Annotated in this window: 17 protein-coding genes; 12 read left to right on the top strand and 5 right to left on the bottom strand. The window is 71.1% G+C overall.

The annotated features are described in order from the left end of the window. Genes OG322_RS05925 through OG322_RS05915 form a run of 3 tightly spaced genes read left to right on the top strand, consistent with a single transcriptional unit; the run spans window position 1 to window position 3,907 of the window. On the top strand, window positions 1-1,971 hold the full coding sequence (locus tag OG322_RS05925) for a dipeptide/oligopeptide/nickel ABC transporter permease/ATP-binding protein (protein ID WP_123463449.1): 1,971 nt from the start codon (window positions 1-3) through the stop codon (window positions 1,969-1,971). Next, window positions 1,968-2,975: an ABC transporter ATP-binding protein gene (locus OG322_RS05920; protein WP_123463451.1), complete on the top strand. Its 1,008-nt coding sequence runs from the start codon at window positions 1,968-1,970 to the stop codon at window positions 2,973-2,975. Before OG322_RS05925 ends, OG322_RS05920 begins: the two co-directional genes overlap by 4 nt. Then, a complete protein-coding gene (locus OG322_RS05915) occupies window positions 2,972-3,907 on the top strand; it encodes a dihydrodipicolinate synthase family protein (protein ID WP_123463454.1) in 936 nt (311 codons plus the stop codon). The genes OG322_RS05920 and OG322_RS05915 overlap by 4 nt, the downstream gene beginning before the upstream one ends. 91 nt (window positions 3,908-3,998) lie before the next feature. Here the strand turns inward: OG322_RS05915 and OG322_RS05910 are convergent, their stop codons facing one another. Further along, entirely contained in the window at window positions 3,999-4,790 is a 792-nt protein-coding gene (locus OG322_RS05910; RefSeq protein ID WP_329307712.1) for a chaplin, read from the bottom strand. Window positions 4,791-5,252: 462 nt separating this feature from the next. Here OG322_RS05910 and OG322_RS05905 point away from each other — a divergent pair, with 462 nt between their 5' ends. From OG322_RS05905 to OG322_RS05880, 6 genes are all read left to right on the top strand, one after another. Next, the gene (locus OG322_RS05905) at window positions 5,253-5,654 is read left to right on the top strand and encodes a rodlin (protein ID WP_123463458.1); all 402 of its coding nucleotides are present in this window, start codon (window positions 5,253-5,255) and stop codon (window positions 5,652-5,654) included. 294 nt (window positions 5,655-5,948) lie between these two features. Beyond that, entirely contained in the window at window positions 5,949-6,182 is a 234-nt protein-coding gene (locus tag OG322_RS05900) for a chaplin (RefSeq protein ID WP_123463459.1), read from the top strand. Between the two features lie 448 nt (window positions 6,183-6,630). Further along, the gene (locus tag OG322_RS05895) at window positions 6,631-6,921 is read left to right on the top strand and encodes a hypothetical protein (RefSeq protein WP_123463462.1); all 291 of its coding nucleotides are present in this window, start codon (window positions 6,631-6,633) and stop codon (window positions 6,919-6,921) included. Between the two features lie 182 nt (window positions 6,922-7,103). Then, the gene (locus tag OG322_RS05890; RefSeq protein ID WP_123466229.1) at window positions 7,104-7,514 is read left to right on the top strand and encodes a rodlin; all 411 of its coding nucleotides are present in this window, start codon (window positions 7,104-7,106) and stop codon (window positions 7,512-7,514) included. A 185-nt stretch (window positions 7,515-7,699) separates the two neighbouring features. Beyond that, on the top strand, window positions 7,700-7,882 hold the full coding sequence (locus OG322_RS05885) for a hypothetical protein (RefSeq protein WP_123463463.1): 183 nt from the start codon (window positions 7,700-7,702) through the stop codon (window positions 7,880-7,882). Between the two features lie 119 nt (window positions 7,883-8,001). Continuing rightward, entirely contained in the window at window positions 8,002-8,412 is a 411-nt protein-coding gene (locus tag OG322_RS05880) for a rodlin (RefSeq protein ID WP_123463465.1), read from the top strand. Between the two features lie 129 nt (window positions 8,413-8,541). On the opposite strand, the gene OG322_RS05875 is transcribed toward OG322_RS05880, so the two are convergent. Continuing rightward, entirely contained in the window at window positions 8,542-9,042 is a 501-nt protein-coding gene (locus OG322_RS05875; protein ID WP_123463468.1) for a DUF5949 family protein, read from the bottom strand. Window positions 9,043-9,416: 374 nt separating this feature from the next. Here OG322_RS05875 and rsgA point away from each other — a divergent pair, with 374 nt between their 5' ends. Both rsgA and OG322_RS05865 read left to right on the top strand, forming a co-directional pair. After that, entirely contained in the window at window positions 9,417-10,604 is a 1,188-nt protein-coding gene (gene rsgA, locus OG322_RS05870; RefSeq protein WP_123463470.1) for a ribosome small subunit-dependent GTPase A, read from the top strand. Between the two features lie 72 nt (window positions 10,605-10,676). Next, complete coding sequence (locus OG322_RS05865; RefSeq protein ID WP_123463472.1) at window positions 10,677-12,044, top strand: DNA-3-methyladenine glycosylase 2 family protein; 1,368 nt, start codon at window positions 10,677-10,679, stop codon at window positions 12,042-12,044. Window positions 12,045-12,050: 6 nt separating this feature from the next. Here the strand turns inward: OG322_RS05865 and OG322_RS05860 are convergent, their stop codons facing one another. From OG322_RS05860 to OG322_RS05850, 3 genes are all read right to left on the bottom strand, one after another. After that, window positions 12,051-14,432, bottom strand: coding sequence for a glycosyl hydrolase family 95 catalytic domain-containing protein (locus tag OG322_RS05860; RefSeq protein WP_329306142.1), 2,382 nt, complete (start codon window positions 14,430-14,432; stop codon window positions 12,051-12,053). Between the two features lie 177 nt (window positions 14,433-14,609). Beyond that, entirely contained in the window at window positions 14,610-15,092 is a 483-nt protein-coding gene (locus tag OG322_RS05855) for a DUF456 domain-containing protein (protein WP_185095474.1), read from the bottom strand. A 108-nt stretch (window positions 15,093-15,200) separates the two neighbouring features. Further along, window positions 15,201-16,190, bottom strand: coding sequence for a helix-turn-helix domain-containing protein (locus tag OG322_RS05850; RefSeq protein ID WP_329306141.1), 990 nt, complete (start codon window positions 16,188-16,190; stop codon window positions 15,201-15,203). Between the two features lie 211 nt (window positions 16,191-16,401). Between OG322_RS05850 and OG322_RS05845 the strand changes: the two genes are divergently transcribed. Beyond that, complete coding sequence (locus OG322_RS05845) at window positions 16,402-20,178, top strand: S8 family peptidase (protein WP_329306140.1); 3,777 nt, start codon at window positions 16,402-16,404, stop codon at window positions 20,176-20,178. The last annotated feature ends 127 nt before the right edge of the window (window positions 20,179-20,305 follow it).

Below are 20,305 nucleotides of genomic sequence, written 5' to 3'. Positions count from 1 at the left end.
ATGTTCGCCACGGGCCGTCTGGCCAATAAGCTGTCCCGACCGGGCATCGCGTTCCGCGCCCTCCCGGTCACCTCCCGCGTCGCGCTCTGCGTGCTGCTCGTCGTCATCCTCGGCGCGGTGTTCGCCCCGCTGCTCACCCAGGACCCGCTCACCACCGGCACCCCGGTCCAGGCCCCGGGCGCCGGCCACTGGTTCGGCACCGACCGGGCCGGGCGCGACGTCTTCGCCCGCGTCGTGCACGGCTCGCGCTACTCGCTCGTCATCGGGCTCGGCTCGACCGCCCTGGCCCTGATCGCCGGAGCCCTGCTCGGCGCACTCGCCGCCACCTCGCGCAAGCTGGGCGACGAGTCCGTGATGCGCACCCTCGACGTGGTGATGTCGTTCCCGCCGATCGCCCTGGCCGCCGTGCTCGTCGCGGTCTTCGGCACCAGCGTCCCGGTCATCATCTTCACCATCGCCTTCGTCTACACCCCGTCGCTGGCCCGGGTGGTCCGCGCCAACGTCCTCTCCCAGTACGGCGAGGACTACGTCGCGGCCGAGAAGGTCATCGGCGCCCGGCGCGGCTACATCGTGCTGCGCCACGTCGCCGTCAACTGCATGGCCCCGGTCATGGTGTTCGCCACCGTGATGGTCGCCGAGGCGATCATCTTCGAGGCGAGCCTCTCCTTCATCGGCGCCGGTGTGCAGGACCCCGACCCCAGCTGGGGCAGCGTCCTGGCCTACGGCCGGCAGATCCTCCTCGCCGGCGGCTGGTGGGCCACGTTCTTCCCGGGCCTCGCCCTGCTGGTCACCGTGCTCGCGCTCAACATCCTCTCCGAGGGCCTCACCGACGCCTCGGCGGCTCCGAAGAAGGCCCGTGCCGGCGCGGACCCCGCCCACACCACCACGGCGCCGGACCCGGTGGAGGCCCGCTCCACCGTGGACATCGACGCAGCCCTCACCAAGCTCGCGGAGCGCATCCACGCCAACGGGCCGGTCATCACCCCCGTACGGGAGGACGCCGCCGAACTCCTGGTCGTACGGGACCTCGCCATCCGCTTCCCCGACCGGTACGGCACCGTCCCGGTCGTCGACTCCCTCGACTTCACCGTCCACGAGGGCGAAACCCTCGGCCTGGTCGGCGAGTCCGGCTGCGGAAAGTCCATCACCAGCCTCGCCGTCATGGGCCTCCTCGCCCGCAACGCCGAGGTCAGCGGCGAGATCCTCTACCGCGGCCGGGACCTGCTGAAGCTTCCGCCGAAGGAACGCCGCGCCCTGATGGGCCCCGAGATCGCGATGGTCTACCAGGACGCGCTCTCCTCCCTCAACCCGTCCGTGCTCGTGGGCACCCAGCTGAAGCAGCTCACCTCGCGCGGGGGCACGAAGACCCCGGCCGAACTCCTCGACCTGGTCGGCCTCGCTCCCGAACGCACCCTGCGCAGCTACCCGCACGAGCTCTCCGGCGGCCAGCGCCAGCGCGTCCTGATCGCCATGGCGCTGTCCCGCAGCCCCCGCCTGCTCATCGCGGACGAGCCGACCACCGCCCTCGACGTCACCGTCCAGGCCCAGGTCGTCGAACTCCTCGTCCGGCTGCGCGACGAACTCGGCTTCGCGATGGTGCTCGTCTCGCACGACCTCGCCCTCGTCGGCGACCTGTCGCACCGCGTCGCGGTGATGTACGCGGGCCGGCTGGCCGAGATCGGCGACACCCGGTCCGTACTCACCGCCCCCACCCACCACTACAGCCGCGGCCTGCTCGGCTCGGTCGTCTCCCTGGAGGCGGGCGCCGAACGGCTCCACCAGATCCGCGGCGTCGTCCCCGCACCACAGGGCTTCGGCGAGGGCTGCCGGTTCGCCTCGCGCTGCGGCGCCGCCACCGAACTGTGCCGCACCACCACCCCCGCACTCACCGCACGCGGCAGCGCGCATGACCACGGCTTCGCCTGCCACCACCCGGCGAAGGCCGTACAGCTGGAAGGGAGCGCCCTGTGATCAGGCTCGACGGCGTCCACGTACGCCACAAGGCACGCAGCGGAGGCGTGTTCCGCCGCGACGCCGTGCACGCCCTCACCGACGCGAGCCTGGAGGTCGAGCGCGGCGAGATCGTCGGCCTGGTAGGCGAGTCCGGCTGCGGCAAGTCGACGATGGCCCGGGTGCTGACCGGTCTGCAGAAGCCCACCGAGGGCACGGTCACCTTCCACGGCAAGGACCTGTGGGAGATGTCCGGGACCCAGCGGCGCGACGACTTCGGGTCCGCCGTCGGCGTCGTCTTCCAGGACCCTTCCACCGCCCTCAACCCCCGGCTCACGGTCCGGCAGATCCTGCGCGACCCGCTCGACGTGCACCGCCGCGGCACCCGCCAGGAGCGCGAGGCGCGCGTCGAGGAACTCCTCGACCTGGTCGGCCTCCCCGGCCACACCCTGGCCGCACTGCCCGGACAGCTCTCCGGCGGCCAGCGCCAGCGCGTCGCCATCGCGCGCGCCCTGGCGCTCGAACCGGAGCTGATCGTCGCCGACGAACCGACGTCCGCGCTCGACGTCTCGGTCCGCGCCCAGGTCCTCAACCTCCTGGTGGACCTGCGCGAACGGCTCGGCCTCGGCATGGTGTTCATCTCGCACGACATCCAGACCGTGCGCTACCTCGCCGACCGCATCGCCGTCCTCTACCTCGGCCGCGTCGTCGAGGAGGGGCGCGCGGCGGATGTCGCGGGCGCCCCCTCGCACCCGTACACCGAGGCACTGCTCTCCGCGACCCCCAGCCTGCTGGAGACCACCGAGCGCATCGTGCTCACCGGCCCGGTCCCCTCGGCGACCAACCCGCCGACCGGCTGCCCGTTCCGCACGCGCTGCTGGAAGGCGGACGACGAGTGCGCCACGGTCTTCCCGGTCCGTACCGACGGACCCGACGGACACCGCTGGCACTGCGTCCACCCCCAGACCCCCGCGTCCCCCTCCGGGGACCCGACCCCCGTACCGTCCGCAAGGAGCACCGCATGACCCCCCGAACCCCCCGCTACTCGGGAGTGATCCCGCCCGTCGTCACCCCGCTCACCGCGGACGGCGAGCTCGACCGCCCCTCCCTGGAGCGGGTCGTGGGGCATCTTCTCGACGGTGGTGTCAGCGGGCTGTTCGCCCTCGGCAGCTCCGGCGAGACCGCCTATCTGACGCCCGGACAGCAGGACCAGGTCATCGAGGTCATCACGGCGGCAGCCGCGGGCCAGGTGCCGGTCCTCGTCGGAGCGATCGAGACCACCACCAACCGGGCCATCGAGCGGGCCGGCCGCGCGGCCGAGCTCGGTGCGGACGCCGTCGTCGTCACCGCGCCGTTCTACACACGCACCCATGACATCGAGATCGACCGCCACTTCAGGGACGTCGCAGCCGCCGTCGACCTGCCGCTCCTCGCGTACGACGTGCCGGTCTGCGTACACAGCAAGCTCGACCCGGAACTGCTGCTGCCGCTGGCGGCCGACGGGGTCCTGGCCGGGGTGAAGGACTCCAGCGGCGACGACGGCTCGTTCCGTCGGCTCGTCATCGGTGCCCGGGAACTGCCCGGGTTCTCCGTGCTCACCGGCCATGAGCTGGTCGTCGACTCGATGATGCTCGGCGGCGCCGACGGCTCGGTGCCGGGCCTCGGCAATGTCGACCCGCACGGATACGTACGCCTCCACGAAGCCGCGGTACGCGGCGACTGGGCGGCGGCGACGGCCGAGCAGGACCGCCTCGTCGGGCTCTTCGACATCATCCGCGCCGCCCGCCCGGGAACGGCTTCCGCCACCGCCGCCGGACTCGGTGCGTTCAAGACCGCGCTCATGCTGCGCGGGATCATCGCCACCAATGTGATGAGCCCGCCGATGCGTCCGCTGGACGCGGCGGAGACGGCGACGATCGCCGAGTGCCTGGACCGCGCGGGGCTCTCCAGGGCCTGACGGCCCCGGCCCGTCCCACGGACGGGACGGCGAAAGGTCCGGTCGGACAGCTTGGGCTGTCCGACCGGACCTTTTCCGTGCGGGGGGAGGGTCAGCTCTGCGAGTTGCGGCTGCGGCGCATCAGCAGGCCGCCACCGAGGATCATCGCGGCGCTGGCGCCACCGGCGATGCCCAGGTTGCTGTTCGCACCGGTGTGCGCCATCTGCGACGGCTTGTGGTGGTGCCAGGTGTGCGTCGGCGGGTTGTGCGTGGGCGGGTTGTGGGTCGGCGGGTTGTGGTGCGGGGGCTTGTGCGTGGGCGGGTTGTGGTGCGGGGGCTTGTGGGTCGGCGGGTTGTGGTGGTGGTCGGGAGGGCAGTCGCCGTTGTGGTGGTGGTGATGGCCCGTCTTCGGCGGCTGCGGGGGCTCGTGGTGGGTCGGCGGCTGGTGGTGTGTCGGAGGCTCGGTGTGGATCGGGGGCTTCGGGGTCTCGTTCCCGCCCTCGCCGTTCTCGCACTCGTTGCCGAACGCCGGGTTCAGCGCGCCGATGACGTCGACCGTGTTGCCGCAGACGTTGACCGGAACGTCCACCGGGGCCTGGATCAGGTTGCCCGACAGCACACCGGGGGAGTTGGCCGCGAGGCCGTTGGCGCTCGCGCCCTGGGCGTCGCCGGTGTCCGAGCCGCCGTCGGCGTTCTCGCACTCGTTTCCGAACGCGGGGTTCAGCAGGCCGATCACGTTGACCGTGTTGCCGCAGAGGTTGACGGGAACGTGCACCGGCACCTGCACGGCGTTGCCCGAACCGACTCCGGGCGAACCGACGGCGGCCCCGTCGGCCGAGGCGTCCGCGAAGGCGTAGCCGCCGGAGGCGGTCAGGATGCCTGACGCCGCCGCCATGACGAGCACGCTTTTACTCAAGGTTTTTCGCATGGGTTGCCCTTCCTTAGGACATTTCGCGCGGGCGCATTGCCCGCAGTTCATTCATCAGCCGATGCAGCAACCGCCGGGCGTGCCAGTACTGCTGGGTGAGCGTCCCGTCGGGCGGGCTTGACTCCACCCATAACGACGCCCGCGTGTCAGAGAAACGTCGAATTCGTGAGAATCGTGTGACCACCCGAACGGGCTACGTATGAATGTTCGTTTCGAGGCTCCGTCATATTGAGGTGCGCTCGGGGCCGGGTGAGTGAAAGGCCGTTGAGGTTTGAATCAAAATGCGCGCATACCGAATGCGCTGTGGATTGGCCGGTCTCTTTCGCACGGATGTCCGTGACGTCCCGGCATTCGGGTGAATGGACATAACCAAACGTCCGGAAGCGAGTTGGTCAGTGTGCTCCGGTACGGGGCATCCAGTACGAGAAGGGTTCCATCGTGATCAAGAAGGTCCTGGCTACGGGTGCCGTTGCCGCCTCCATCCTCGGTCTCGGCGCCACGCAGGCGATGGCCATCGGCGACGACGGCGGCACCACGTCGGTCAACGGCAACGGGGCTTCGCAGTCCTTCGGCAACGCCGAGACCCACGGTGACGGCAGCCCGCAGTTCGGCCTGGTCCAGGGCTCGCTGAACAAGCCCTGCATCGGCCTGCCGGCCAAGGCCAACGTCGGTTCGCTGATCGGTTTCATCCCGATCGCGGTCCAGGACGTCAACGTCCTGTCCTCGCCGCAGAACCAGCAGTGCACCGAGAACTCCACCCAGGCCAAGGGCGACGAGCCGCTGTCGCACATCCTGGACGGCATTCCGGTCCTCTCCGGCAACGGTGCCGGCAACAGCTGATCCAGCTGCGCACAGGCCCGGGCCGCCGGTGTTCCTCACTCCGAGCGGTCCGGGCCTGCTGCTGCCCTCCAGGGGGCTTGCCCGTGAGCCAGTCCGGTTGATCGTGACGGTGACGTCGGGTGATCGGAGCTGTGTCATTCGGGCGGACTCTGAGGAATCTTCGCCTCGAAGAGTTTCGCTTACCGTCTTAAATCGTTACGAATTACAGCGGCGGAGTTACGAGTGATCAGAACCCGCGCTCGTGCGGCACGAAACTCGTTGCTGCTCCGGACTCCGTCAAAGAAAGGGTTGAAAGTGAAGTACACCAAGATTGCCGCCGTCGCCGCCGGAACCCTCATGGCGATGGGTGCCGCTGCCCCGGCGTTCGCCGACTCCGGCGCCGAGGGTGCGGCCGTGGGCTCCCCGGGCGTCCTGTCCGGCAACCTCGTCCAGGTCCCGGTCCACGTGCCGGTCAACGTGTGCGGCAACACCGTGAGCGTCGTCGGTCTGCTGAACCCGTCGTTCGGCAACACCTGCTTCAACGTCTGATCGTTGTACCGCTGAGCCCGTCTCGGCACCGGTCTGCCCCGGATCGCATCTCCTGCGATCCGGGGCTTTCCTCTTTCCTGCGTTCTCCGTCCCGGGAGTTCGCGGCCCTGCCCGGACGCGGCGGAAATTCCTGAGGTCTTTCCGCCGGCCCGGGGCGCGGTGCGCCGGCGGCTGGGGGCTGACATCCGGGCGGGCGCGCGGGACGAAGTACCGACAGTGCACCACCGATTCGCGTCCGCTGTCCCGCAGTCACACCCGATTCAGTGATTAGTCATGCAATCGATCGAGTGGCCCGGTGAGCCGTTCCGAGAAAATCCGATTGCTCCAGTTGCCCGGCCGTAATCGGGTCGTTAGCCATGGAGAAAGCGGCAGAAGTCACAGCTAAAGAAGGCTGGAGCGGCGCGGGGACGCGACCGGAAATGCTGCCGCCGCAGAAGGGAACCTGAAAGTGAAGTACGCGAGGACCGCCGCGTTCGTTGCCGGCTCCGTGGTCGCTCTCGGAACGGCTGCTCCCGCCTTCGCCGTTACCACCGCGACGGCTCCGAACTTCAGCCTCGACGGCGGTGTCAACCAGGTGGTGGCGGCGGCCCCGCAGGCCGTCGACCCGATCGTCGACACCGTCGGCGGCGCCGCCGACGCGCTGCACAAGAACGGCACCGTCACCAAGGTCGCCGGCCAGGCCACCGGTGCGGCCAAGGGCGCCGCCCCCCTCATGGGCGGTCTCCCGATCGGTGGCTGACCCGTCCCAGGACGGCAGTTCCCGATCCAAAGCGTTCCGCGTCCCTCCGGTGCCGCACCTCCCGTGAACAGACGGATGGCAGAAGCACCGTTCGAGTGAAGCGCCACAACCATTCCCGCCGCCGCGAGTTGATCAAGGCGCTCAGCACAGCGGGCAACAGAAAACCCCAGAAGGGCTATTTCATGATCAAGAAGATTATGGCCTCGGCAGCGGTCGCTGCCTCCATCGTCGGCGTCTCCGCCGCGATGGCCCCCTCGGCCATGGCGATCGGCAACGACCAGGGCACCACCTCGGTCAACGGCAACGGTGCCATGCAGTCGTACGGCAACTCCGCCACCCACGGTGACTGGAGCCCGCAGTTCGCGCTCATCCAGGGGTCGCTCAACAAGCCCTGCATCGCCCTGCCCGCCAAGGTCAACGCCGGTTCGCTGCTCGGTGCCGTTCCGATCGCGGTCCAGGACGTCAACGTCCTGTCGTCGCCGCAGAACCAGCAGTGCACCGAGAACTCCACCCAGGCCAAGGGTGACGAGGCGCTGTCGCACATCCTGGACAACATCCCGATCCTGTCCGGCAACGGTGCCGCCAACGACTAGTCGTTCCTGTCGTGCCCGTGGGGCCGACCCGTCCACGCGGCAGCCGAACTCCGGCCGCCCGGACGTGTCGGCCCCGTGCCGTTTCCCGGGGGCGCAGCCCGATACTCCCCCGAAAGGACGGGCCTGCTGGGCCGGTTGCCGTAGTGACCCCGGGCCGCTTCCGCCGTAGCGGGTATGGCCCCCTCATGGACAGCTACGACAGCAGGAGCCCGCAGGACCGCCGCCGGCACCCGGAAGGCGTCACGCCGATCTACGACCGCCTCCTCGCCGAATGGCAGGCGACCCGGGGCGACCCGGAGCCCGACCCGCCCCGTGCGGGCGGCCTCGTACCGGCGGCGCGCACCTCCGGCGAGGCCTTCCGGGGTTGACGGCGAGGTGTCGAACTTACGCTGGATCCAACCCATTTGAGTGGAACTGCGGAACCGACGCCTCGGTGGGGGGTTGATCAGTACGTTCCAGAACGGAACGCTCCGAAAGGTGAAGTGTGATGAAGAAGATGATGGCCGGCGCGGCAGTAGCCGTGTCCATGGTCGGCCTGTCCGCCGCGATGGCCCCCTCGGCCATGGCGATCGGTAACGACCAGGGCACGACGTCGGTCAACGGCAACGGCGCCACGGACTCGTTCGGCAACGCTGTGACCCGGGGCGACGGCAGCCCGCAGGTCGAGCTCGTCCAGGGCTCGCTGAACAAGCTCTGCGTCGGTGCCCCGGTCAAGGCCAACGCGGGTGCGCTCGTGGGCCTGCTCGTGCCTGTCGCGGTCCAGGACATCAACGTCCTGCACTCGCCGCAGAACCAGCAGTGCGCCGACAACTCCGTCCAGGCCAAGGGCGACGAGGCCCTCTCGCACCTGGTGGACGACATCCCGGTCCTCTCCGGGAACGGCATCGCCAACAACTGACGCCGGACACACGTGCCGCGGGCGGTCCGGGAAGTCCCGGGCCGCCCGCGGTCCGTCGGCGGGCACCCGAGTACGCACGATGCCCACCGCTCCACGGGGGCGGTGGGCATCGTGCGTGTCCGGGGCCGGTCAGCCCAGGCTGCGTACCGGCAGGACGCAGTGGGCGGAGGTCACGATGACCTCCGGATCGCCGGCGAAGGACCGCAGCGAGTCCTCGGTCACCGGCTGCCCCGGCGCCCCCTGCGGCCACGGGCGGGTGGCGAACATCGCGTGCACCTCGCCCTGTTCGCGGGCGGCCGCCAGCCACTCCGGCCGGGCGGGGTACTGGGCGGTGAAGTGGGGCAGTGTCAGAACGGCCTGACCCGCCTGGACGAGGAGTTTCACCGGGAGCCCGGGGGTCTCGTCGGCGCGTACGGGGCCGCCGCCGACCGGAAGGCCGCTGCGCTCCAGGGCGATGTGCATGGCGCTCTCGCCGGCCGCCGGGCCGTCCGATCCGTCGCCGAGCGAGTACACGAGCAGGAAGGCGACGTCCTGTCCGTTGTGGGGGTGCTCGCCGCTCCAGCCGATCAGGGTGAGGGTGCCCAACTGGGCCTGGGTGAAGGTGCCGGTGGCTGTCTGGGGGGAGGTCATGTCCGGCACCCTAACCGGCTGCGACCGGTCGATCTCCATGCGTATCACCCGATCGGGGGAGAGTTGCGGATATCGGCGATCCGCGCCCGCGGACCGGCCGGTTCCGGAGTACTGGGGCCGGGTGCCGCGTTAATTCGGTTGACGCCGCCTGGCCGCTCCGGGCTATCGTTTGCGACGTTACGGGCGGCGGACGAGACCGCTGATCCCGGACCGTGCGTGAACCCGGAGGTGAGGACATTGATGACTGTCGTTGCAGTGGGCGCTGCCCACAAGCCGAAGTGCATCGTTCCCACCCCCGTGGCCGCCGGCTGACCTTCTTCGACACCTCTGCGCCGCCGTGCGCAGTGCCGGGGCCACCCTGTGAAGGGTTTCCCTTGTCTTTCCCGACCTCATCCTCGCTTTCCTCTCTCTCCTCCTCCGCCCCGCAGGGCTCTTCGTCGTCGCACCCGCTGGCCGCATACGGCTGGGACGACGACTGGGCGGCCGAGTTCGCCCCGTACGCCGCACAGGGGCTGCTGCCCGGACGCGTGGTGCGGGTGGACCGCGGGCAGTGCGACATCGTCACCCCGCGGGGCACCGTCCGCGCCGACACCGCGTTCGTCGTCCCCCGTGACCCGATGCGGATCGTCTGCACGGGCGACTGGGCCGCCGTCGACCCCGAGGGCGACCCGCAGTTCGTCCGTACGCTGCTGCCTCGGCGCACGGCGTTCGTCCGCTCCACCTCGTCCAAGCGCTCCGAGGGCCAGGTGCTCGCCACCAACGTCGACCACATCGCCATCTGCGTCTCGCTGGCCGTGGAACTCGACCTGGGGCGGGTCGAACGGTTCCTGGCCCTCGCCATGTCCAGCGCCGGTGGTGACGCACTGCTGCGTGACGGGGCGTCGGCCGGGGACGGGGCTGCCGAGACGATCGTCGTCCTGACCAAGGCCGACCTCGTTCCGGACGCCGCCACGCTCTCCCACCTCGTCCAGGACGTCGAGCGTCTCGCGCCGGGGGTGCAGGTGCTGCCCGTCAGCTCCGCGAGCGGTGAGGGTGTCGACGTGTTCGCCGCGATCGTCGCCGGCGGTACGAGCGTGTTGCTCGGCGCCTCCGGCGCGGGCAAGTCCACCCTCGCCAACACCCTGCTCGGGCACGACGAGATGGAGGTGCAGGCCACCCGTGACATGGACGGCAAGGGCCGGCACACCACCACGACCCGCAATCTGCTGGTGCTGCCCTCCGGCGGTGTACTCATCGATACCCCGGGACTGCGCGGGGTCGGCCTGTGGGACGCGGAGACCGGCGTCGGCCAGGTCTTCTCCGAGATCGAGGCACTGGCCGAGCGGTGCCGGTTCCACGACTGCGCCCACGAGGCCGAGCCGGGCTGTGCGGTACTGGCGGCGCTGAGTGACGGATCGCTGCCCGAGAGGCGCATGGACAGCTACCGCAAGCTGCTGCGCGAGAACCAGCGCATCGTCGCCAAGACCGATGCCCGGGTCCGGTCGGAGATCCGGCGCGACTGGAAGCGCAAGGGGGCCGAAGGCCGGGCCGCCATGGATGCGAAGCGCGGCCGGGTGCGGTAGCCGGGGGCGCCCTGGTCGACGTCCGAAAGCCGCGAGTGCGGTGGTGCGTGAGGCCGCACACTGGACGGTGTGATGGACGAAGAGACCAGGTACGAGGCGGTGAGCAGCCGCGACGCGCGTTTCGACGGGGAGTTCTTCTTCGCCGTCGAGACGACCGGTATCTACTGCCGGCCGAGCTGCCCCGCCGTCACCCCCAAGCGAAGGAACGTCCGCTTCTACCCGACCGCGGCCGCCGCCCAGGGCAACGGCTTCCGGGCCTGCCGGCGCTGCCGCCCGGACGCCGTCCCCGGCTCCGCGGACTGGAACGTCCGGGCCGACGTGGTCGGCCGCGCCATGCGGATGATCGGCGACGGAGTGGTGGACCGGGAGGGCGTCCCCGGTCTCGCCGGCCGGCTCGGCTACAGCTCACGGCAGGTGCAGCGGCAGCTCAACGCCGAGCTGGGCGCCGGTCCCGTCGCCCTTGCGCGGGCCCAGCGCGCGCACACGGCCCGGGTACTGCTCCAGACCACGGCGCTGCCCGTCACCGAGATCGCCTTCGCCGCCGGTTTCGCGAGCGTGCGCCAGTTCAACGACACGATCCGGCAGATCTACGCCCGTACCCCGAGCGAGCTGCGGACCGAGGCGGGCAGCGGCCTGGGCGCGGCGGTCAAGGAGGCGCGCACCACCGGAATCCCGCTCCGGCTCGCGCACCGGGGACCGTACGCCGCCCGCGAGGTCTTCGACCTGCTCGCCGCCGAGACGGTCGCGCGCGTCGAGGAGGTCAGCGGCGAGCCCGGCAGCCGCACCTACCGGCGCACCCTGCGCCTTCCGTACGGCACCGCCATCGCCGCCGTGGACGAGCGGTCCGCCGGGAGCTGGCTGGAGGCCCGGATCCACCTCACCGACCTGCGCGATCTGACCACGGCGGTGCAGCGGCTGCGCCGGCTCTTCGACCTGGACGCCGATCCGTACGCCGTCGACGAACTGCTCGCCGCCGATCCGCTGCTCGCCCCACGGGTGGCCGCCCGTCCCGGGCTGCGCTCGCCGGGTGCGGCGGACCCCGAGGAGTTCGCCGTGCGGGCCCTGACCGGCCGGGCGGTGGCCGAGGGCCTCGTGGAGGCGTACGGGAAGCGCCTGGACGTGCCCTGCGGCGGGCTCACCCATGTGTTCCCCGAACCGGGCGCGCTGGCCGGTTCGGCTCTTGACCCGCGGCTGTGTGCGCTGGCGTCGGCGCTCGCCGACGGGGGCGTACGGCTCGACGCGGGCGCCGACCGGGACGAGGCCGAGCAGACGCTGCTGCGGCTGCCGGGTGTCGGCCCGGCAACCGCAGCGCTCATCCGGATGCGCGCGCTGGGTGACCCGGATGTCGATCCGTACGGGACGCCCGGCTCGTACCGGTGGCGGCCGTGGCGCTCCTACGGCGTACGCCATGCGGAGTTCGCGGGCCGGGCGTCCGGGTAGCGGCGGTCAGGCCGGCAGGCCCCAGCTCGGCGCCGGCTCGTTCGCGGTGACCGGGCGGACGGTCAGGTCCGGGCGGTCGCCCGCCGCGGTGATCAGTGCCGAGTCGCCCTTGCGGAGCGGGATGCGGACCGATCCGCCGGCCAGTTCCTCATGGCCCAGGGGGCGGCCGTGCCCGTCGCGGACCTCGATCGCGCCCTCGATGCCGTGCCGCACGACGCAGGGCGCGCCCGCCTCGCTCGTCAGACGCACCCAGCGGGTCCGGCCCCCTTCCCGCACCGCACTGAGCAGGAAGGCGCCCTGGGTGCGGAAGTCATGGACGGTCAGTTCCTGCCAGGCGGCGGGCAGCGCGGGGAAGACCCTGATGGTGCCGCCCCAGGACTGGCAGACCATGTCGTGCAGCGACTGGGCCGCCGACAGCGGGGTCTCGATGACCGGGCCGGACTCCTTGTACATGGTGTTGGCCTGGATGAACCGGCTCATCAGCCGGCCCAGGTACTTCAGCGCGTCCTCGCCCTTGCCGAGCAGCGCGGACATGGAGGCGGCGCCGGTGAAGGTGTAGCCCTGGAGCGCGCCCTCGAAGCCGACCCAGTGGGCGAGGGACTTCTCGATCAGGGCGCGTTCCTCGTCGGTGGAGCCGGTGACCTCGTACAGCGGGTAGACCGCGAGCATGTGCGAGTAATGGCGGTGGGACTTCGCGAACGGCACCCCGGCGCCGATCATGTAGCCGTTCTCGTCGACCGGGTACGGCGTGAGCCTGGCCAGGACCTCCTCCCAGCGGCCGGTCAGCGGGTCGCGGACGCCCAGCTCCCGGGCCGAGTCGAGCAGGGTGCGGCAGCCCCAGCGCAGCAGCATCAGGTCGTAATTGCAGTCGGGGGCGCTGACGCCGTACTCCGGGGAGAAGGTCGCCGGGAGGTGCAGCTTGCCGTCCGCGCCGGGGGCGAGGAAGTGCAGGTAGTAGTTGACCGCCTTGCGCAGCAGCGGGAACAGCGTGTCCCGCAGGATCGACCGGTCCATGGTGTGCCGGTAGGAGAGCCAGACGTTGTGCAGGGCCCAGGTCAGGTTGCCGACCTCGGGGGTGGGCGGGTCCTGGCCGGGGATGCCGACCCCGTAACCGCCGTCGGCGACGGCCGCGCCGTTGACCAGCTGCGGGTCGGTGGTCCGGGGGATGCCCGCCGAGTCCGCCCGGTAGGGGGCGGCGACCTCGCGGGAGAGCTGGTCGCGGAACTCGCTCAGGGCCCGGGTGACGGCGTCGAGCTCCAGGTGGTTGGAGCCGTGGATCAGCCAGTACTCCAGCTGGACGTTGAGGTTCCACCAGGTGTTGGGCCAGGGCGTGGGCTCCAGCCAGGGGCCCGAGGTGGCCATCACGGGCGCGTCCTTGCGCGCCGCCGACGCCGTTTTGTAGAGCTGGATCCAGTAGAACCGCTGGAGCCGGGCATCGGGCAGGGACAGGAAGCTCTTCCGGTAGAAGCGGTCCCACCAGGCGCGGTGCGGGGCGGACAGCAGGGTGTACGGAAGGGCCGAGGCGACCGTGACGGTACGCAGCGCGCGCTCGCGGGCGGTGTTCCTCGGGTGCGAATGAGCGACGGTCGCGTACAGGGTGCGTTTGGCGCCGCGCGCCCGCTCGCGCCAGGCGGTGACGTGCTGTCCGCCGCCGAGCAGCGACTGCACGGCCGCGGATGCGCCGCCGTGCTGTTCGACGACGGCCGGGGGATTGCCCGTGTAGCCGTCGGGCAGCGGCTTGAAGGCGGCCCGGGGGCTGATCGCCTCGGCCGGGTGGAAGACCCAGCGGAAGTCCCTCTCGCCCGCGCTCGGGGTCACCTCGACGGCCAGGACGTCGCCGGTGGACTGGATGAAGGCGCGGAGCGTGAGGGTGCCGGCCGAGGTGGTGACCGTGCCCTGGAGTTCGGCTGTGCGCAGCCGCATCCGCCAGTCGATGCCCGTGATGGTGCCGGCCGGCTCCAGGGTGAAGTGGCCGATCGGGAGCCGGGCCAGGCCGAAGAGCGAGCCGTACTCGGGGCGGTGGTCCTGGACCTCGGAGTGCTGGACGTTGAACCGGATCGCCGTGGTCTCGGCGCCGGGCTCAGCGTAGATGCCGGAGCCGAGCCGGCCGTTGCCCAGGTACGGGCCCTCGTACCAGGTCTTCGGCAGCTTCTGCCAGTACAGGTCGGCGTCGTCGAGGACGGTGTTCCAGCTGTCGGCGGGGGAGTACACCGCGACAGGGGCCGCTGCGGCCGCGGCCGGGGCGGCGGCCTGGGCGGGGACGGCCGCGCCGCCCGCCACGAGTGCGCCGCCGAGTGCGGTCCCGGTGGCCAGAACGGTTCTGCGGGAGGGCGCGGGCGACGGGGAACCGGTTCGGGGGGAGGAGGCGGGGTCCGGTGCTGTGGGCAAGGCATCTCCTGGCGATTCGTACGCAGGCGGGCGCAGCAAGTCATCCGAGCTATGTCCTCTCGGAAGGTAGACTTGAGCAATCGGGGCGTCAATAGAGTGCGAGAGATCCGATGTGTTTCTGTCCATGTGATCGGACTCCGTCTACGTGACATGAGCGCCGGAGGGGCACGCCCTGCGTCAGCGCGAAATCAGCACGCCCAGCCATGCCCCTGTCACCAACAGGCAGGCGAGCAGTTCGACCAGTACGGAGTAGCCGGTGGCCCGCATCACCGAGCGGACCGAGGCCCACCCCGCCCCCCAGCTGCCCAGCCGCAGCCGCTCCGCCCCGTAGATCACGCCCACGTACCCCGCGATCGCGCCCACCACCGGGACGACGAAGAAGCCGATGATCGCACCGATCCCGCCGAGCGTCAGCGTCCTGTGCGGCGCACCCGACTCATGCGGGCGGCGCGGCGGCAGCAGCGGCTTCAGTGCCTGGTTCAGCAGCAGGAGGGCCGTGGCGCCGATCAGCACGCCCCAGGCGGCCGGGGTGTTGTCCGCCAGCGCCCACCACAGGACAGCGGCCCAGACGATCGCCTGACCGGGCACACCGGGCACCAGTACACCGATCAGGCCGAGCAGGATGACCAGGCCGACGGCGACGAGCTGCCACACACTCATCTGACCAGCGTGCCGGAGTCCGGCCGGTCCCGCCCGTCGTCGATGCCCGCAGCGGGTTTTGTCGGCGCAGCTCAGAGGGTGTATCGCCGGGATTCAGGGGCGTGCGGCTCAGAGGCGCGGCTCGCGGGACACCCAGCCCCGCTCGTAGGCGTGCCAGCCCAGTTGCAGCCGGGTCGACACCCCGGTGAGCTCCATCAGCCCCTTGACCCGGCGCTGCACGGTCCGCAGCCCCAGTTCCAGCTGTTTCGCCACACTGGCATCGGTCAGCCCGGCGAGCAGCAGCGACAGGACCTCCAGATCCGTCGGATCGGGCCCGGTCACGTCCTCCCGCAGCAGCCCGCTCTCGCCGAGCCGCAGCGGCATCGCCTCGCGCCACACCGCCTCGAAGAGTCCCATCAGCGACTCCAGCAGCCCGGAGGCGTGCACGACCAGGGCCGCGGGCTCCGCGCCGCGACCGGTCAGCGGAACCATCGCCAGCGAGGCATCGGCGACGACCAGCTTCGTCGGTACCCGGTCCACGACCCGGCACTGCTCGTCGCGGCTCAGCGCCGCCGACAGCTCCAGGATCCCGGACGGCAGCGCCAGCACCTCGCGCTCGACCACCACCCGGAACGTCACCCCGCGGGTGGCGGCCTGCTCCTCGGACTCGTTGTCGAGACCGCTGACCGCGATCGGCTTCCCGGTGACCAGGGCGCACACCTCGCTCGTCGCACCCAGCTGGAGCTGGTGGAACCGGTGCGCCACCGCGCTCGCGCCGGTGACCACTTCGACCAGGTCGTGGACGGCGGGTTCGGCGGCGTCCACCCGGTACTCCTCGGCCAGCAGCACCGCCGCCAGCTCCGCCTGCTCCAGCTCATGGCGCTGCTGCGTCAGCAGCGCGCCCAGCGCGACGCCCGGCGGCGCCGCCACCCACCGCCCCGTACGGGCCGAGGACTGGGCGGCCAGACCGTGCTGCTCCAGCCTGCGCAGCGCCCGTTCGGTCTCCGGTTCCGGAAGGGCCAGCCGGTGCGCGAGATCGGGGACCTCCGCGGCCCCCACCGCCACCAGCGCGCGGTAGGCCGACTCCTGTATCTCGTCGAGTCCTATGGCTCCCAGCATCCCCGGACCCCTCCCCGGACGCAGTGCTTCCGTGTGATGTCGTGCTCCTCGGCCGACCGGCCGTGGCGGAAAGCGGCCACGGCGTAAACCCGCCTCGGTACATCATCCCTGTACCGCCCGCCCCTCTGCCAATGTGGCGCCACCGCAGCACCAACAACCTCCGGAACGTGGTGTTTTGTACTGCCTGTTCCGGTTTCACTTGGGGAGAGCGATGCGTCCGATATCGCGTACGGCACTGGGAGCGGCCACCGCCGCGGTCCTGGCCGTCACGGTGATCGCGCCGTCCGTGGCAGCGCCACAGGGCGACACGACCGCGAAGAGACCGCTGACCGGCAGTGCGGCGGCGGCCGCCGAGGGTGGGGGAAGCAAGCCGGTCACCGTCACACTGGTCACCGGCGACAAGGTGCTGGTGAGCAAGGACAGTTCGGGGAACGCCACGGCCACCGCACTGGCCCGCGAGGACGGCACCTTCCCCCTCGTGCAGACCCGCCGCTCCGGCAAGGACCTCTACGTCTACCCGGACACCGCGGCCAAGGCGCTCGCCACCGGCACGGTGGACGAGGAACTCTTCAACGTCACCGGGCTGATCCGCCAGGGCTACGACGACGCGCACGCGGACTCCGTACCGCTCATCGCCACCTACACCAAGGACACCGCCCGCAGCGCGCCCGCCACCCCGCGCGGCGCCGAGCGCGGACTCGCCCTCCCGGTCATCGACGGTGTGGCGCTCAAGGCGGACAAGGCGAAGGCCGCCGGGTTCTGGGCGGACATCACCGGCGCCCGCTCCCGCTCCGCCGCCGGAATGAAGAAGCTCTGGCTGGACCGCAAGGTCGAGGCCAGCCTCGACAGGTCCACCAAGCAGATCCGCGCCGACCTCGCCTGGGCGGCGGGCTACGACGGCAAGGGCACCAAGGTCGCCGTCCTGGACACCGGCGCCGACGCCGAACACCCGGACCTCAAGGGCCGGATCACCGGGTCGGAGAACTTCACCGACTCCGACACCACCGACGACCGCCAGGGCCACGGCACCCACACCCTCTCCACCGTGGGCGGCTCCGGCGCGGCCAGTGACGGCAAGAAGAAGGGTGTCGCCCCCGGCGCGGACCTGCTCGTCGGCAAGGTGCTCAACGACAGCGGATCGGGCGATTCCTCCTGGATCATCGCGGGCATGCAGTGGGCCGTCGACCAGAAGGCCGACGTCGTCTCCATGAGCCTGGGCAGCCCCACCCCGACCGACTGCACCGACCCGATGAGCCTGGCAGCCGAGGAGTTCGGCAAGAGCAAGGACACCCTGTTCGTCATCGCGGCCGGCAACGCGGGCCCCACCCTCAACACCGTCTCCTCGCCCGGCTGCGCGCCCAGCGTGCTGACCGTCGGCGCGGTCGACCGGGACGACTCCACCGCCCAGTTCTCCAGCCGCGGGCCCGCGATCGTCTCGCACACCCTCAAGCCCGAGATCGCCGCCCCGGGCGTCGCGATCTCGGCCGCCGCGGCAGGCGGCCGCGGGGTCTACGCCTACCGGTCGATGTCCGGAACCTCGATGGCCACCCCGCATGTCGCGGGCGCCGCCGCCATCGTCAAGGAACGCCACCCCGACTGGACCGCACAGCAGATCAAGGCGGCACTCGTGTCGTCCGCGAAGAGCGACATCCCCGGTGATGTACGTGAGACCGGCGGTGGCCGGCTCGACGTCAAGGCGGCCATCGACACGACCGTGACCGGCGCGCCCGCGGTCCAGGGTGGCACCTTCAACTGGCCGCAGGACAAGAGCGACCGCACCACCGTCCAGGTCCCGTACACCAACACGGGCACCAAGCCGGTGAAGCTGTCGCTCAAGGTGCAGGGTGTCACCGGCAACGACGGTTCGGCCGTCCGGTCCTCCGTCGCCGCACTCGGCGCGAACAGCGTCACCGTGCCCGCCGGCGGGACGGCACAGGTCCCGCTGAGGCTCGACCCGGCCGCGCACCTCCAGGACAGCCAGTACGGCGACGTCACCGGCCGGGTCCTGGCCACCGCCACCGGCGGGGTGAAGGTCTCCACCCCGTTCTCGCTGTACGTCGGCGCCGAGACCGTCACCCTGCGCGTCAAGCTGATCGACCGCACCGGCAGGCCCGCCGCGGGCTCCTCCTCGCTCGACCTCATCGGCACCGACGACGCGAGCGGCGAGCGCCGCTTCAACGACGGCTCGACCGACCAGGTGTACCGGGTGCGCCCCGGCGCCTACTTCGTCTCGAGTTTCATCACGTCGCCGAACCCGAAGGACGCCACCGGGCGGCTCGTCGGATCGGTCGGCTACCTCGCCCGCCCCGAACTGAAGGTCACCAAGGACACCACACTGGTGCTCGACGCCCGCAAGGCGCACAGGCTCCGGATCAGGACCGAGGACCGGTCGAGCGAGACCCGCTCCACGACCCTCGCCTTCGGCCGTACCTGGGACGGCGCCTGGATGCACGCGGGTTCGGTGACCGCCCCCGGCATCATTGACGACTACCTCGTCGACATCCAGGGCCGGGCACACGACGGCGACTTCGAGTTCGACAGCTTCTGGCGGGCCTACGCCCCGCTGGTCAAGAACCTCTCGGTCGTCGGCGGCGCGGAGCTGCACCCCCGCAGCGCCGGAGGGGGCTCCACCGGCCTCGACGGCAAGGGACAGGCCACGCTCGTCGACGCGGGCGCCGGCACCCCCGAGGAGCTGAAGGCCGCCGGGGTCAACGGCAGGCTCGCCCTGGTCGAGGTCCCCGACGACGAATCGAACGTCTACAACCTGGCCCGCAACGCCAAGGCGGCCGGCGCCACCGCGGTCATCGCGCACCGCCCGTCGGCCGGTCCCTGGCAGCCCTCGTTCGGCTACGCACCGGCTCCCGTCCCCGTACTCGGCATCGAGACCTCCGAGGCCGCCGCGCTGACCGCCGCCCTGGCGGAAGGCCCGGTGACCCTGCGCTGGGAGGCCACCGCCAACAGCCCGTTCGTCTACAACCTCGGCTTCCCCGAGACCGGGCCGGTCACCTCGGACCGTACGTACACCGTCCGCGACCGAAAGCTGGCCAGGTCCACCTCCACCTATGAGTCGATGGGCGTCGCGGCGGACTACGTCGACGCACTCTCCGTCTCCCGCCCCTACGGCGCCTCCTTCTTCATCGGCGGATTCGACACGGTCGCCGTCCCCGGCACCCGTACCGAGTACTCCTCCGCCGACGACATGAGCTGGCAGCGTTACCTCTCCTCCAGCTTCCCCTGGGGCGAGACCATGACCGACGTGGCGCGGAGCTACCGGGCCGGGTCCGAGCGCGCGGAGCACTGGTACGGAGGTGTGCTGGTCCCGGTCGCCCCGCGTGACGCGACGGGCGGTCTGCAACTGGCCGGCGAGCGCCAGGACAATCTGCTCGGTGTCGCCCCCGCCTTCGTCGGTGACAGCGAACACACCGGCATCCAGGGGTCGTTCGGTGACCTCGGCAGTATGCGGCTCACCAGCGGCGGCAAGGTGATCGGCACCAGCTCCTACCCGTTCGGCACCTTCACGGTTCCGGCCGAGGACGCACCGTACGAACTCTCCCTGTTCACCACGAAGATCGGCGGCCCCGCGCAGGTCTGGAAGCGGTCCACCTCCACCGAGACCACCTGGAAGTTCCGTTCGCACCGGGACGAGAGCGCCTACTCCCAGGGCCTCGCGCTGCTCTTCCCGGGCTACGACCTGCCGTCGGACGGCATGAAGACCCTCGCGGCGAAGGACGGTCAGAAGATCGGGCTGAGCGTCACGGGTCACGCCGGCTACACGCCCGGCAAGCTGACCGCGGTCAAGGTCTCGTACTCGTACGACGCCGGTGAGACCTGGACCGGGGCCACCACCGCACAGCAGGGCGGCCGTTGGACCGCGACCGTGAACCACGCGGACGCGGCCGGCAAGCCGGTCACCCTGCGGACCGAACTGACGGACGCCAAGGGCAACTCCGTCGTCCAGACCGTGACCGACGCCTACGCCGTGCGCTGACGCCGGATCACCCGACCGGTCCGCCGGGCGTCCTTCCCGTGGGGGGTGGGGCCGCCCGGCGGACCTATTTCCCGGCGGGCCTCGGGCACATTTTCGGGATGACCCGTTTTGCCGGGGCCCCCGCGGT

This window comes from Streptomyces sp. NBC_01260, assembly GCF_036226405.1.
GTDB lineage: Bacteria > Actinomycetota > Actinomycetes > Streptomycetales > Streptomycetaceae > Streptomyces > Streptomyces laculatispora.
The sequence above is the reverse complement of the archived record's forward strand: the minus strand, read 5'-3'. Positions and strand labels throughout refer to the sequence as shown.